This is a genomic window from Streptomyces spinosus (assembly GCF_020400655.1).
Classification (GTDB): Bacteria; Actinomycetota; Actinomycetes; order Streptomycetales; family Streptomycetaceae; genus Streptomyces; species Streptomyces argyrophylli.
Genome location: NZ_JAINRC010000014.1, coordinates 63073 through 76497, shown reverse-complemented (window position 1 = coordinate 76497; position 13425 = coordinate 63073). Strand labels below are relative to the sequence as shown.

15 protein-coding genes are annotated in these 13425 nt (G+C 71.2%); 5 read left to right on the top strand and 10 right to left on the bottom strand.

Annotated elements, in window-relative coordinates; all coding sequences use genetic code 11:
• Nucleotides 1-64 precede the first annotated feature (64 nt).
• On the top strand, nucleotides 65-721 hold the full coding sequence (gene def / locus LG395_RS26175) for a peptide deformylase (protein ID WP_225811458.1): 657 nt from the start codon (nucleotides 65-67) through the stop codon (nucleotides 719-721).
• On the opposite strand, the gene LG395_RS26170 is transcribed toward def, so the two are convergent.
• Nucleotides 687-1970, bottom strand: coding sequence for a geranylgeranyl reductase family protein (locus LG395_RS26170; RefSeq protein WP_171153812.1), 1284 nt, complete (start codon nucleotides 1968-1970; stop codon nucleotides 687-689). The two genes, def and LG395_RS26170, sit on opposite strands and share 35 nt — an antisense overlap.
• A 99-nt stretch (nucleotides 1971-2069) precedes the next feature.
• Between LG395_RS26170 and LG395_RS26165 the strand changes: the two genes are divergently transcribed.
• On the top strand, nucleotides 2070-2588 hold the full coding sequence (locus LG395_RS26165; RefSeq protein WP_225811457.1) for a GNAT family N-acetyltransferase: 519 nt from the start codon (nucleotides 2070-2072) through the stop codon (nucleotides 2586-2588).
• 83 nt (nucleotides 2589-2671) lie between these two features.
• Nucleotides 2672-3016, top strand: a complete 345-nt coding sequence (locus LG395_RS26160) for a PASTA domain-containing protein (RefSeq protein WP_171153817.1) — start codon at nucleotides 2672-2674, stop codon at nucleotides 3014-3016.
• Between the two features lie 25 nt (nucleotides 3017-3041).
• On the opposite strand, the gene LG395_RS26155 is transcribed toward LG395_RS26160, so the two are convergent.
• From LG395_RS26155 to LG395_RS26140, 4 genes are read right to left on the bottom strand one after another with little or no spacing between them, the layout of a single operon-like run.
• The gene (locus LG395_RS26155) at nucleotides 3042-3734 is read right to left on the bottom strand and encodes a demethylmenaquinone methyltransferase (RefSeq protein ID WP_171153819.1); all 693 of its coding nucleotides are present in this window, start codon (nucleotides 3732-3734) and stop codon (nucleotides 3042-3044) included.
• Nucleotides 3731-4849: an acyltransferase family protein gene (locus tag LG395_RS26150; protein WP_225811456.1), complete on the bottom strand. Its 1119-nt coding sequence runs from the start codon at nucleotides 4847-4849 to the stop codon at nucleotides 3731-3733. Before LG395_RS26150 ends, LG395_RS26155 begins: the two co-directional genes overlap by 4 nt.
• Before the next feature lies 1 nt (nucleotide 4850).
• Complete coding sequence (locus LG395_RS26145; RefSeq protein WP_225811455.1) at nucleotides 4851-7073, bottom strand: bifunctional polysaccharide deacetylase/glycosyltransferase family 2 protein; 2223 nt, start codon at nucleotides 7071-7073, stop codon at nucleotides 4851-4853.
• Between the two features lie 19 nt (nucleotides 7074-7092).
• A complete protein-coding gene (locus LG395_RS26140) occupies nucleotides 7093-7404 on the bottom strand; it encodes a hypothetical protein (RefSeq protein WP_308071338.1) in 312 nt (103 codons plus the stop codon).
• A gap of 230 nt (nucleotides 7405-7634) precedes the next feature.
• Here LG395_RS26140 and LG395_RS26135 point away from each other — a divergent pair, with 230 nt between their 5' ends.
• A complete protein-coding gene (locus LG395_RS26135) occupies nucleotides 7635-8636 on the top strand; it encodes a chitinase (RefSeq protein ID WP_225811453.1) in 1002 nt (333 codons plus the stop codon).
• Nucleotides 8637-8675: 39 nt separating this feature from the next.
• Here LG395_RS26135 and LG395_RS26130 read toward each other — a convergent pair whose 3' ends face one another.
• From LG395_RS26130 to LG395_RS26115, 4 genes are all read right to left on the bottom strand, one after another.
• Complete coding sequence (locus tag LG395_RS26130) at nucleotides 8676-9281, bottom strand: hypothetical protein (RefSeq protein WP_225811452.1); 606 nt, start codon at nucleotides 9279-9281, stop codon at nucleotides 8676-8678.
• 7 nt (nucleotides 9282-9288) lie between these two features.
• On the bottom strand, nucleotides 9289-10488 hold the full coding sequence (gene mqnC / locus LG395_RS26125) for a cyclic dehypoxanthinyl futalosine synthase (protein WP_171153829.1): 1200 nt from the start codon (nucleotides 10486-10488) through the stop codon (nucleotides 9289-9291).
• Nucleotides 10489-10560: 72 nt separating this feature from the next.
• Nucleotides 10561-11340 (bottom strand): prepilin peptidase, encoded by a 780-nt coding sequence (locus tag LG395_RS26120; protein ID WP_225811539.1) that lies wholly within the window; start codon nucleotides 11338-11340, stop codon nucleotides 10561-10563.
• Between the two features lie 49 nt (nucleotides 11341-11389).
• On the bottom strand, nucleotides 11390-12238 hold the full coding sequence (locus LG395_RS26115) for a menaquinone biosynthetic enzyme MqnA/MqnD family protein (RefSeq protein ID WP_171153830.1): 849 nt from the start codon (nucleotides 12236-12238) through the stop codon (nucleotides 11390-11392).
• Between the two features lie 287 nt (nucleotides 12239-12525).
• Here LG395_RS26115 and LG395_RS26110 point away from each other — a divergent pair, with 287 nt between their 5' ends.
• A complete protein-coding gene (locus LG395_RS26110; RefSeq protein ID WP_004984723.1) occupies nucleotides 12526-12729 on the top strand; it encodes a cold-shock protein in 204 nt (67 codons plus the stop codon).
• A gap of 101 nt (nucleotides 12730-12830) precedes the next feature.
• On the opposite strand, the gene LG395_RS26105 is transcribed toward LG395_RS26110, so the two are convergent.
• Nucleotides 12831-13394 (bottom strand): helix-turn-helix domain-containing protein, encoded by a 564-nt coding sequence (locus LG395_RS26105; protein ID WP_225811538.1) that lies wholly within the window; start codon nucleotides 13392-13394, stop codon nucleotides 12831-12833.
• Nucleotides 13395-13425 lie beyond the last annotated feature (31 nt).

Genomic DNA, 13425 nt, shown 5'->3' with positions numbered 1-13425 from the left:
CCCCTGACATGCTCTGCTCGGGCCGCCGTCCGGTGGTCCGCCGCCGAGCGAAGGGATCCACGCGATGCCACGCGTGTTCGTACAGGGAAGTCCCGCCGGCCACTACCCGCGCCATGCCCCCGAGGCCGCGCGGGGCGCGGTGCGCCGCGTCACCGAGGTCGGCGAGGAGGTGCTGCACAAGCCGTGCCGGGACGTCACGGAGTTCGGGCCCGACCTCGCCGCGCTCGTCGACGACATGTTCCGCACCATGTACGTCGCCGAGGGCGCGGGGCTGGCGGCGAATCAGGTCGGCGTGGGTCTGCGCCTGTTCGTGTACGACTGCCCCGATGACGACGGAGTCCGACATGTCGGGCACATCGTCAATCCGGTGCTGGAAACGCCCACGACCGGGCGACGGCTGCTGGAGGAGGGCGAGGGGTGCCTGTCGGTGCCGGGTGCCGTGATGGCCGTACCGCGGCCGGACCGGGCCGTCGTGCGGGGGCAGGACAGGGACGGCGAGCCCGTCGTCGTCGAGGGCACCGGGTATTTCGCGCGGTGCCTGGCCCACGAGACCGACCACACCGACGGGTACGTCTATCTGGACCGGCTCGCGAAACGGGACAAGAAGGACGCGCTGCGGCAGATGGCGGACCGGCGGGACGCGGTGTACGCGCGCCGGGCCGCCAACGCCGCGGCTCAGCGCCTGGTCACGCCTTCGGGGCCACCTTGCTCAGGCCGTTGATGATGCGGTCCATCGCGTCCCCGCCCGTGGGGTCGGTGAGGTTCGCCAGCAGCTTCAGGGTGAACTTCATCAGCAGCGGGTGGGTCAGACCGCGCTGGGCGGCGATCTGCATGACCTTCGGGTTGCCGATGAGCTTCACGAAGGCGCGGCCGAGCGTGTAGTAGCCGCCGTAGGTGTCCTTGAGGACGCGCGGGTAGCGCTGGAGGGCGATCTCGCGCTGGGCGGGCGTCGCGCGCGCGTGGGCCTGCACGATGACGTCGGCGGCGATCTGGCCGGACTCCATGGCGTAGGCGATGCCCTCGCCGTTGAAGGGGTTCACCAGGCCGCCGGCGTCACCGACGAGCAGCAGCCCGCGCGTGTAGTGCGGCTGGCGGTTGAAGGCCATGGGCAGGGCGGCGCCGCGGATCGGGCCGGTCATGTTCTCCGGGGTGTAGCCCCAGTCCTCCGGCATGGAGGCGCACCACGCCTTGAGGATCTCGCGCCAGTCCAGCTCCTTGAAGGAGGCGGAGGTGTTGAGCACGCCGAGGCCCACGTTCGACGTGCCGTCGCCCATGCCGAAGATCCAGCCGTAGCCGGGCAGCAGGCGGTCCTGGGGGCCGCGGCGGTCCCACAGTTCCAGCCAGGACTCCAGGTAGTCGTCGTCGTGGCGGGGCGAGGTGAAGTAGGTGCGCACGGCCACGCCCATCGGGCGGTCCTCGCGGCGGTGCAGGCCCATCGCCAGGGAGAGGCGGGTGGAGTTGCCGTCGGCGGCGACGACGAGCGGCGCGTGGAAGGTGACCTCGCGCTTCTCCTCGCCGAGCTTGGCGGTGACGCCGGTGATGCGGCCGGTGCGGTCGTCGAGGACCGGGCCGCTGACGTTGCAGCGCTCGTACAGCCGGGCGCCGGCCTTCTGGGCGTTGCGGGCGAGCTGCTCGTCGAAGTCGTCGCGCTTGCGGACCAGGCCGTAGTTCGGGTAGGCGGCGAGGTCGGGCCAGTCGAGCTGGAGGCGGGAGCCGCCGCCGATGATGCGCAGGCCCTTGTTGCGCAGCCAGCCGGCCTCCTCGGAGATGTCGATGCCCATGGCGACGAGCTGTTTGACCGCGCGCGGGGTGAGGCCGTCGCCGCACACCTTCTCGCGGGGGAACTCGGTCTTCTCCAGGAGCAGGACGTCGAGACCGGCCTTGGCGAGGTGGTACGCGGTCGTGGAGCCGGCTGGCCCCGCGCCCACGACGATCACATCGGCGGTGTGGTCGGAGAGGGGCTCGGTCACGGCGGGATCTCCCCAAGGTTTCGAAATCTGAGTGCCGACCGGCACTGGACATGGGCAGTCTATTCAGCGGACTTGATCGACTGGCTGAAGGGCTGCCCTGTGAAGCGACCTCTCCCCGCGGTACGGCTGCGCGTCCCCACGCACGAGGACGCGGTCGCCTGGCACCGGGTCTTCGCCCACCCGGAGGTCATGGAGTTCCACGGCGGCAGACCGGCGGAGCTGTCGGTGTACGAGGAACTGACCGCGCGCCAGCGGCGGCACGACGCGGAGCACGGCTTCTGCCTGTGGACCCTGCTGGACGAGTCCGGCGAGGTCATCGGCTTCACCGGCGCGCAGCCGTGGCGGCCGGACTGGGGCCCGGTCGGTGAGATCGAGATCGGCTGGCGGCTCGGGCGTGCGCACTGGGGCAAGGGGTACGCCACCGCGGCGGCGCGGGAGACGCTGCGGCGGGTGCGGGAGGCCGGGGTGCCGGAGGTGGTGGCGATGGTCCGGCAGGGCAACGAGCGGTCGATCGCGGTGACCCGCCGGCTCGGCATGGAGCGGGCGGAGACCTACACGCACCCCACGCTGGACGAGCCGGCCCTGTGTTTCCGGCTCCACCTCGGTGACGCAGAGTAGCAATCTGTTACAGAAAGACACCGGCGCCTTCCGGGCGGGCCGGAGCGAGAGTTACCCTGCCAGTACCGCTGGGGGTGACATCTGTGCGTATAACACCCAAAACACCCGAAGCGCGCGTCCCTCGTCTGGTCGGTCTCATGGCCGTGGACGCGCGCGAGACGGCCAGGGCACGGGGCCTGCTGCTCAACGCGCCGGACCGCCCGGACTTCCACCGCACCGTGGTCGACTACGTCGTACGCCAGTACCCGCAGCCCGGTGCCGAGGTGCCGCCGGACTCGATGGTGTACGTGTGGTTCGACTTCGGTGAGGGCGAGGGCGGCGGAGGCGTGCGCGAACCGCGCGTTCCGCGACCACCGACGGGCGGACTGCAACGGGAGCTGGAGCAGCCGGGCGACCCGTACGCGGTGGCCGGGTTCGGCTCCTCCTGAGACTCCCGGCCTCCTCAAAAGCCCGCTACTCCTTGAAGCCCCGGTGCAGCGCGACCACCCCGCCCGTGAGGTCGCGCCACGCCACCTTGGACCAGCCCGCCTCGCGCAGCCGTTCGGCGAGCGCGGGCTGGTCGGGCCAGGCCCGGATGGACTCGGCGAGGTAGACGTACGCGTCCGGGCTGGAGGAGACCGCGCGCGCGACCGACGGCAGCGCCCGCATCAGGTACTCGGTGTAGACGGTGCGGAACGGCGCCCACGTCGGGTGGGAGAACTCGCAGATCACCACGCGTCCGCCGGGCCGGGTGACCCGGTGCATCTCGCGCAGCGCCGCGTCCGTGTCCTGGACGTTGCGCAGCCCGAAGGAGATCGTCACCGCGTCGAAGGTGTCGTCCTTGAAGGGCAGCCTCGTCGCGTCGCCCGCCGTGAACGGCAGCCAGGTGTGCTTCTTCTTGCCGACCTGGAGCATGCCGAGGGAGAAGTCGCAGGGGACGACGTACGCGCCGGTCCGTGCGAAGGGCAGCGAGGAGGTGGCCGTGCCGGCGGCGAGGTCCAGGACCTTCTGCGCGGGGCGCGCGTCGACCGCCTTCGCCACCTCCTTGCGCCAGCGCCGGTCCTGGCCGAGCGACAGGACGTCGTTCGTCAGGTCGTACCGTTCCGCCACGTCGTCGAACATCGAGGCGACTTCGTGCGGCTGCTTGTTCAGGGAAGCGCGGGTCACCCGCCCATTCTTGCAGCCCGCCCTCCCGGCAGGAGCGTCGGCTTCGCGCGGGCCGCCACGTCCTCCACCCACCCGCACGCCAGCACGAAGAAGGCGATCAGCACCCAGCCGACACCGAACAGGAACCACTGGCTGTCCAGCGGCAGGTACGTCTCGAAGGCCGGTACGTCCCAGAGCCGGTCGATCAGCGGGACGGCCAGCACCAGCGCGATCTCGTGCCACAGGTAGACCGTCACCGCGCGGGCGTTGAACACGGTGACCGCGCGGTCCAGGCGCCGGAACCGGGTCAGCCCGGCGAGGTCGATCCGGAAGCGCGCCTTCGCCCACATCAGCGGCGTCACGAAGCCGGCCGACCAGAAGGCCTGCGCGAGGGGGTTCTCGTCCAGGTCGTACGTCCCGAACTCGGCCTGGTGCCCGAAGGCGTACCAGGCGCCGTAACCGAGCGCCGCGAGCGACAGGACGGCCACCAGGACCGGCCCGGCCCGCCGGAGCACGCCGTCGCGGTGGGCGAAGCCGAGCAGCCAGCAGAAGAGGTACGTCGACAGGTCCCACAGGGCGCTGCCCAGCCGGCCGTCCGGGCCGGACCACACGAAGGCGAGCACCAGGACCGGCGCGAGGGACAGCAGCAGGACCGGGACCGGGGCGAGCCGGAAGACCCGCAGCAGCAGCGGGGAGAGCAGCACGAACCAGAGGTAGGTGCGCAGGTACCAGAGGATCTCCCAGGCCTGCTCGCCCCACGCGTCGCCCGGCGGGTCGCCGAGCGGGACGACCCAGTAGACGATCTGCCGGCCCGGCATCCAGCCGTGGACGAGCATCGCGAGGACCACGAAGAAGCCCCAGAACCAGAACGGGGGCAGCAGCCGTCTGAGCCTGCTCCTGAGGACCTTCGGGGCCGGGCGCTGCAGGGACTTGGCCATCAGGGTCCCGGCCAGCGCGAACATGACGCCCATGGAGGGGAACACCAGGCCGCACCAGGCCCACCCGAAGGTGTGGTACGTCACCACCCGGATCAGCGCCAGGGCCCTGAGCGTGTCGAAGTAGCGGTCGCGCCCGGCGGGCCCGGGCCGGGAGGGCCGGGTGACGGGCACGGCCGCGGTCCTGCTGTGCGCTCCCATCTCAGCCCGCCCCCGCCGGCGTCCCGACCTCGCCCGTGCGCTTCAGCTTCTGCCAGCGCAGACGGCCGCCGGTGAGCGCGGTGACGCAGGAGTGGATGAGGACGAGGTACATAATCTGCCGGTAGGCCAGTTGCTGCAGGGGCATCATCAGCAGGTAGCGGTACTTCTCGCGGTCGAGGCGGAAGGCGTAGGCCGCGCACAGGAGCTGGACGCCGAGGACCGCCAGCCAGGCCAGCAGGGCCGCCCGGAAGTCGACGAAGATCATCGAGTAGACGGTGAAGACGTCGATGAGCGGGGCGAACAGCGGCGTGACGACCTGGAAGATCACCACCAGGGGCATGCCGACACGGCCGAAGCGGCCCGAGGGCCCCCGGTCCGTCAGGCACCCGCGGTGCTTCCACAGGGCCTGCATCGTGCCGTACGACCAGCGGTAGCGCTGGGACCAGAGCTGCCTGAGCGAGCCGGGTGCCTCCGTCCAGGCCCGGGCGTGCTCCTGGTAGACGACCCGCCAGCCCGCGCGGTGCATCGCGATGGTGATGTCGGTGTCCTCGGCGAGGGTGTCCTCGCTCATGCCGCCGGCCGCCAGCACGGCGTCCCGGCGGAAGGCACCGATCGCGCCCGGGATGGTGGGCATGCAGCGCAGCAGGTCGTACATGCGCCGGTCGAGGTTGAAGCCCATCACGTACTCGATGTGCTGCCAGGCCCCGATCACGGTGGTGCGGTTGCCGACCTTGGCGTTGCCGGCGACCGCGCCGACGGACGGGTCGGCGAACGGCTGCACCAGCTCACGCACGGTGTCCGGTTCGAAGACCGTGTCGCCGTCCATCATGACGACGATGCCGTAGGACGCGTTGCGCACGCCGTTGTTCAGCGCGGCCGGTTTGCCGGCGTTCTCCTGGCGGATCACCCGGACGTTCGTCATGCCGAGCGACCCGGCCGCGTCGCGCGCGATCCGCGAGGTGCCGTCGGTCGAGCCGTCGTCCACCACGATGATCTCGATCGGGTGGGTGCTGCGCGCGAGCGACCGGAGGGTGTTGGCGATGCACTCCTTCTCGTTGTACGCCGGGACGATCACGCTCACCGGCCCGGTGACCGCGGGGCCCCAGCCGAACCGGCGTCTGTTGCGCTGCCGGTGGTGGCGGCGGGCGAGGAGCAGCATCATCCCGAAGCGGGCCAGCACGGCAGCCCCGACGATCGCCAGCCCGACCGACAGCGTGGGTACGGTCCACTCGGCGACGGCCACGGCCGCGATGAGAGCCTTGCCCTCGTAGAGGGTCGGTCCGGTCGCCCGGTGGTGGGCGGCCTGGAGGCTCGGGCCGGCCGTCGTGCCGGCGCCCGCCGTCCGCCGGTGCGCCATGACGCCGCTGATGGTGGTGAAGGTGTAGCCCTTCGCCTTCATCTTCTCGATGTACTCAGGCAGCGCCGCGATCGTCTGCGAGCGCTCGCCGCCCGCGTCGTGGAAGAGCACCGAGGCACCCTGGGTGCCCTTCGGGGTGGCCCACTTCACGATGTCGGAGACGCCCGGCCGCTTCCAGTCGTCGCTGTCGGTGTCGACGAAGACGCTGGTGTAGCCGTCCTTGCCGAGCCTTTCGTAGACGGGCCAGCTGTAGTTGTCGATGGCGTCCGTCTCGGAGGAGTACGGCGCCCGGAACAGGGTCGTGGTGATGCCGGCCGCGCCGGCGAGGGCGAGCTGCGTCTGCTCCATCTCGCGGTCGACGCGGGACGCGGACTGGTACGACAGGTCGACGTGCGTGAAGGTGTGCACGCCGACCTCGTTGCCCTGTTCGACCATCGTCCGCACGATGCCCGGGTAGCGCGTCACCATCGAGCCGACCAGGAAGAACGTGCCCGGGACGTCGTACTTGCGCAGGATTTCGAGGACCTGGGGCGTCCAGGTCGGGTTCGGGCCGTCGTCGAAGGTGAGGGCGATGGTCTTGGCGGGGACGGAGACCGTGGTGGCCTGGCCGCCCCGGAAGGTGAGGATCGGGCCGCCGTCGAGGATCGTGTCCGGGACCTCGCTGGAGTCGGCCCCGCTGCGCACGCGCTGGTCGCCGCCGACCTCGGCGCGCAGGTATCCGTCGAGCAGCATCGCGCAGGTCAGCGCGAGCAGGAGCAGGAGGGCGAGGATGACGCGGGGCCGTTGCAGCGCCGCGGCCCTGCCTGCCGCGCGCTCGATGCGGGTGGGCGCGCGCCTGCGGCCCCGGGAGGACGTCAAAGTGGTCATGACTGCCGCTGCGCTCCGCTCAGTTGGCGCCCGCGGACGCGGAGGCGGACCGGGTCGTGGACGCGGGGGGTGAGGCCGTCGGCCGGACGGTGTCCGGCAGCTCCGCCCGGCGGCCGATGCCGCCCTCGGGCCGCATCCCGCCGGGCGCCCGGCCGCCTTCGGCGCTTGCGCCGAAGGGCAGCAGGGACGACGGGTTGAGCGAGGTGCCCCAGCCCATGAACGCGGCGGCGAGCACGCCCGCGTAGGCGAGGCAGACGGCGCCGAGGAACAGGCCGAGGCGGCGCAGTGCCTTCGACCGGCGTCCGGTGGTGTCCACGAACACGGGTCCCACGGGGGATCCGTTGCCATGTTCGCGGCGACGACCGCGCCCGGCGGCGGGAGTTTCGATGGCGGGTTCGGATTGCATTCCCCGGATATTAGAGAGGCTTTGTGTGGCCTTTTCTCTGGAATTCTTGTGAGCCGCCCGAAATCCTTGTGAGCCGCCCATGGAGGCGCCGTCAACCTGTCGGCGAGCTGAGAGAACGGACGAAATGCACACCCCGGTGTGAGAGATTTCCTCCCATGAGGAGTCCACTGAGGCCGATGGCCGGGGCCGGCTGCGCGGCCGTGCTCGCGGTGACGGGTTGTTCCGCCGGGGCCGCGAGCGCACCGCACGCCGCCGTCTCCGGCACCGCCCCCGTGACCAGCACCGTCTACGCCCCCTACGTCAGCGCCACCGAGGTCGCGGCCACCGAGGCCGCCGGGTCCCCGGCGACGTACAACCTCGCCTTCGTGATCTCCGGGGGCAGTGGCTGTACGCCAAAGTGGAACGGCACCGAGGCGATCACCGATTCCGCCGTGACGTCCCGGACATCCTCGCTGAGGAAAACGGGAGCCGACGTCCGTGTTTCGTTCGGCGGCGCCTCCGGAAAGGAGTTGGCCGCCGCCTGCGACAGCGTTTCGGAACTCGCCGCCGCGTACGGAGAGGCGCTGGACGCGGCCGGTTCCAGTGCGGCCGACTTCGACATCGAGGGGGACGAACTGACGAACTCCGCCTCGATCGCCCTGCGTTCGCGGGCGATAGCGCGGTTGCAGGAGGAACGACCGGACCTGAGGGTCTCCTTCACCCTCCCGGTGATGCCCTCGGGACTCGACGCGGACGGTCTGGCGCTGCTGGAGTCCGCGAACACGTACGACGTTCAGGTCTCCACGGTCAATCTCATGACCATGAACTACGGCGAGTCGTACGACGGGGACATGGGGGACTACGCCGTGACCTCCGCGACGGCGGCCCACGCCCAGCTGGAGAAGGTGTTCGGGCTGTCGGACGCGGATGCCTGGCGGGGCATGGCGCTGACCTCCATGATCGGCGTCAACGACGTGGCCGGGGAGACGTTCACGCTGTCCGACGCCGACCAGGTGCGGACGTTCGCGGAGCGGAAGAGGCTCGCCTGGGTGTCGATGTGGTCGGCGTTCCGGGACCGGCAGTGCGCGAAGGGGCGGTCCGGGCAGGACGACGCGGCCACGGACTGCAGCGGGGTGAGCCAGACGCCGGGCGCCTTCGCACGCCGCTTCTCCGGCTGAGGGGGCCGCCTCTCCGGCCGAGCGGACCGCTGCGGCGGCTCAGCGGCGGCGGAACACCAGCCGTCCCGCCACCACCGTCGCCACGCACGTCCCCGCGCCCCGCTCGGCCAGCTCGTCCTCGTCGCGCACGTCGAAGACGGCGAAGCGGGCGGCGGAGCCCTGGCGGCGTTCGGTCGCCGGCATGGCGGGCCGGGCGGAGCCGAACGGGTCCAGGGAGGGCGCATCGCCGGGGGTGCCCAGCCGTCCCACGACCCCGAGCCCGCTGCGCCGTACGGCGTCGCGCACCGCGCGGCTGCCGAAGGGCTCGCAGGCAACGGCGACCGTGCCGTACGTCAGCATGCGCTGGATGCCCCGCCGGGCACTCGCGCCCCAGCGGGCGTCGTCCAGGGTGAGCAAGCCGAGCGCGTCCCCGGTCAGCGGCTCGGTGCCGAGCTCGTCGGCCTCGCGAGGGTCCGGGTGGTACGTCCGCTCCAGCAGCTCGTTGCCGTAGGGGTTGACGAACCCGGGCGTGACGATGCCGGGCCAGGCGCGCACGCGCACGCGTGGCTGCGCGGCGGCCAGCTCCTCCAGGGGACCGACCGCCTCGATCCACTCCCCCTTGACGAGGAAGGCGTGCCCCCTGGAGTCCGCGTGAATCGTCAGCACGGCGGCCCTAGTTCGGCGCGAGCAGCTTCAGCTCGGGGTGGGCGGTGCCGCCCTCGATGGCCGTGGAGGAGATGTGGGAGACCACGCGGTCGTCCACGGGGTCGTTCGCCGGGTCGTCGTGCACGACCAGGTGCTCGTACGTCGTCGCGCGCTGCGCCGGGACGCGGTCCGCCTTGCGGATCAGGTCGATGATCTCCAGGCGGTTGGAGCGGTGCTTGGCGCCGGCCGAGGAGACCACGTTCTCCTCCAGCATGATCGAGCCGAGGTCGTCCGCGCCGTAGTGCAGGGACAGCTGGCCGACCTCCTTGCCGGTGGTGAGCCACGAGCCCTGGATGTGCTGGACGTTGTCCAGGAAGAGGCGGGCGATGGCGATCATCCGCAGGTACTCGAAGAGGGTGGCCTGGGTGCGGCCCTTCAGGTGGTTGTTCTCGGGCTGGTAGGTGTACGGGATGAACGCGCGGAAGCCGCCCGTGCGGTCCTGTACGTCCCGGATCATCCGCAGGTGCTCGATGCGTTCGGCGTTGGTCTCGCCGGTGCCCATCAGCATGGTGGAGGTGGACTCGACGCCCAGCCGGTGCGCGGTCTCCATGATCTCCAGCCAGCGCTCGCCGCTCTCCTTGAGGGGCGCGATGGCCTTGCGGGGGCGCTCGGGCAGCAGTTCCGCGCCCGCGCCGGCGAAGGAGTCCAGGCCGGCCTCGTGGATACGGGTGATGGCCTCTTCCACCGAGACCCCGCTGATCCGGGCCATGTGCTCGACCTCGGACGCGCCCAGGGAGTGGATGACGAGCTGCGGGAAGGCCTCCTTGATGGCCCGGAAGTGCTTCTCGTAGTACTCGACGCCGTAGTCCGGGTGGTGGCCGCCCTGGAACATGATCTGGGTGCCGCCGAGCTCCACGGTCTCGGCGCAGCGGCGCAGGATGTCGTCCAGGTCCCGCGTCCAGCCCTTGTCCTTGTCCTTGGGGGCCGCGTAGAAGGCGCAGAACTTGCACGCCGTGACACACACGTTCGTGTAGTTGATGTTCCGCTCGATGATGTACGTGGCGATGTGCTCGATGCCCGCGTACTTGCGGCGGCGCACCGCGTCGGCGGCGGCGCCCAGGGCGTGCAGGGGGGCGTCACGGTAGAGGACGAGGGCCTCTTCCGGGGTGATCCGCCCACCGGCAGCGGCACGGTCGAGGACAGACGTGAGGTCGGCCTTCTCGGTCACCAGGGCGTCCCTTTCGTCAAGGGTTGTGGACGGACTGAGTCAGCCTACGCCAGCCCTTTCGGCCGCCCGCGCTCAGGCCGCGTACGCGCCGATCAGCACCCCGGCGAGGGCGCCGGCGAGGAGGAACGGGCCGAACGGCACGGCCGTCTTCCGGCTCGCCCGCCGGGCCAGGACGAGCGCGCCGCCGTAGAGCGCGCCGAGCAGGAAGCCGGCGAAGGTGCCGAGCAGCACGGTGGGCCAGCCGTACCAGCCGAGCACGGCGCCCGCGCCCACGGCCAGCTTCACGTCACCGAAGCCCATGCCGCCCGGGTTGACGCGGTACAGCAGGTAGTAGCCGGCGCCCAGCGCGAGGGCGCCGTAGAGGGCGGTGCGCCAGTGGCCGGCGTGTTCGGGGAGCAGGGCGGCGAGGCCGAGCAGGGCGAGGGCGGTGGCGGCGAGCGGGAGGGTCAGCGGATCGGGCAGCCGCCGCACCCGGAGGTCGACGGCGGCGAGGAGCACGCCGGCGGGCGCGAGCAGCAGCCACACCGCCAGCTCCGGCCGGGTGCCGGTGGCGGCGGCGAGGGCGGCGCAGACGACGGCGGTGGCGGTGGCGAGGAGCGGCGCGGAGGGGGCGTACGGCTGGTGCGCGGTGACGGGCACGCGCCCCTCGGCTCCCCCGCGTTCGCCCACGCGCGCGCACTCACCGCACCGGACCCCGCCCAGCCAGCCGCGGACCCGATGGCGGCCGCCGGGGCAGCGGTCGCGCCACGGCTCGCCGGACGGTACGGCGAAGCGGTAGGCCGCGCGGGGCAGCAGCGCCCCCGCCAGCGCGCCCCACAGCAGGGCGCCGAGCACCAGCACCCCCGTGGTCACCCCGCCCACGCTTCCCCCCTCGGCCGGCTCGTCTCCGGGTTCCTACCCGTCAGGGCTGGAGCAGATCCACCTTCACGTCGGCCGGGAAGCCGGTCGTCGGGCCGACCCGGCGGGCGAACTCGGCGACGGCCTCCAGCTGCGGTGCACCGAAGCTGAAGTCGAGGGTGGTGAAGTACTGCTCCAGGGTGGCCTCGTCGAACGCCTCCCAGCGGGCAGCCTGTTCGGCGACCTTGTGGACCTCGTCCAGGGAGAGGTTGCGGGAGGCGAGGAAGGCCTCGTGGACCTTGCGGGTGATGAACGGCTCGCGTTCCAGGTAGTCCCGGCGGGCCGCCCACACCGCGAAGACGAACGGCAGGCCGGTCCACTCCTTCCACAGCGCGCCGAGGTCGTGGACCTGGAGGCCGAAGCGGGGGCCGTCGAGGAGGTTGGCGCGCAGGGCGGCGTCGCCGATGAGGACGGCGGCGTCCGCCTCCTGCATCATCAGGCTGAGGTCGGGCGGGCAGGTGTAGTAGTCGGGCTGGACGCCGTACCGCTCGGCGAGCAGCAGCTGGGCGAGCCGGACCGAGGTGCGCGAGGTCGAGCCGAGGGCGACCCGGGCGCCGTCGAGCCGGTCCAGCGGGACCTGCGAGACGATCACGCAGGACATCACGGGGCCGTCGCAGCCGACGGCGATGTCGGGGAAGGCGACGAGGTCGTCGGCGTTGCGCAGGAACTCGACCAGGGTGACGGGGCCGATGTCGAGGTCACCGCGCACGAGCCGCTCGCTGAGCTTCTCCGGGGTGTCCTTGGTGAGCTCGAAGTCGAGGAGCGTGCCGGTTCTCGCGAGCCCCCAGTAGAGGGGCAGGCAGTTCAGGAACTGGATGTGGCCGACGCGCGGCCGGGTGCGAGAATTGTCCACATCGCGAGACTAGACCCCGTGGGGCACGGCGCCGGGACCGACCCCACCCCCGAACGGCCCAGCGGACGTTCAAACATCCGGGTGACGTGATCTTGATCCCTATTGCTTTCGGCTGCCCGGATGCTAGGCTTGCCGCAAGTTGCAGTTTGGTTTCCCTTGCAGTACAGAGCCTGCGGAGCATGTAACCGCAGGCTCTCGTCGTTTTCAGAAGTATGCAGTTGTGCAGCACCGTTTCACACTTGCAGGTTCTGGAGCAGGGCAACCCTTTGTGAGCCCAAGGAGGGCTTATGGCTACCGGAACCGTTAAGTGGTTCAACGCCGAAAAGGGCTTTGGCTTCATTGCCCAGGAGGGCGGCGGCCCCGACGTCTTCGTTCACTACTCCGCGATCAACGCCACGGGTTTCCGTTCCCTCGAAGAGAACCAGCAGGTGAGCTTCGACGTGACGCAGGGCCCGAAGGGCCCGCAGGCGGAGAACGTCACCCCCGTCTGATCACTGCCTGATCGCAGAACCTGAGTGCAGTACCCAAGGAGCCCCGCGCCACCGGCGACGGGGCTCCTGCCTTTCCCCGTTCATTTCGTATTCACGAACGCTCACATGTGCTGCATGATCAGCACGAACTTGGTCCCGGCCGCGAGCGCCTCGTACGCGTGGGGCACGTCTCCCCGGTACGACATGTAGTCCCCGGGGCCGAGTTCCACCGCCTCGCCGCGCGGACCGGCTTTCACGGCCCCGTCACTGACCACGATGTGCTCGACGGTCCCCGGAATGTGGGGCTCTGAATCCCGTACGGTCCCGGGCTCCAGCCACACGTAGTAAATGTCCCGGCGCGCCCCCGGCGGGCTCGCCGACAGCAGCGCGGCCACGTAGCTGGACCGCTCCGAGCCGACCGTGGGCCCCTCGCCGGCCCGGACCACCTGGACGCTGGGCACCGGTGACTCCACCAGCGCACTGAACGGCACACCGAGCGCCACCGCGAGCGCCCAGATGGTCTCCATGCTCGGGTTCCCGCTCGCGGCCTCCAGCTGGGACAGCGTGGACTTGGCGATTCCGGCCCGCTTGGCCAGCTCGGACAGGGACAGGCCGGCACGGCCGCGCTCCCGCTTCAGGGACGCGGCGATCCACTCCAGCGGAAGCCGGGCGGGCACCTCGGTCATGTGCGTTCGCTCCATCGGTACGATCGTTCGC

Coding starts and splice junctions, on each gene's coding strand:
- LG395_RS26110 (WP_004984723.1), top strand. CDS start 12,526: ATGGCTACCGGAACCGTTAAGTGGTTCAACGCCGAAAAGGGCTTTGGC.
- LG395_RS26145 (WP_225811455.1), bottom strand. CDS start 7,073: ATGACCACTTTGACGTCCTCCCGGGGCCGCAGGCGCGCGCCCACCCGC.
- LG395_RS26105 (WP_225811538.1), bottom strand. CDS start 13,394: ATGACCGAGGTGCCCGCCCGGCTTCCGCTGGAGTGGATCGCCGCGTCC.
- LG395_RS26150 (WP_225811456.1), bottom strand. CDS start 4,849: ATGGGAGCGCACAGCAGGACCGCGGCCGTGCCCGTCACCCGGCCCTCC.
- LG395_RS26135 (WP_225811453.1), top strand. CDS start 7,635: ATGAGGAGTCCACTGAGGCCGATGGCCGGGGCCGGCTGCGCGGCCGTG.
- def (WP_225811458.1), top strand. CDS start 65: ATGCCACGCGTGTTCGTACAGGGAAGTCCCGCCGGCCACTACCCGCGC.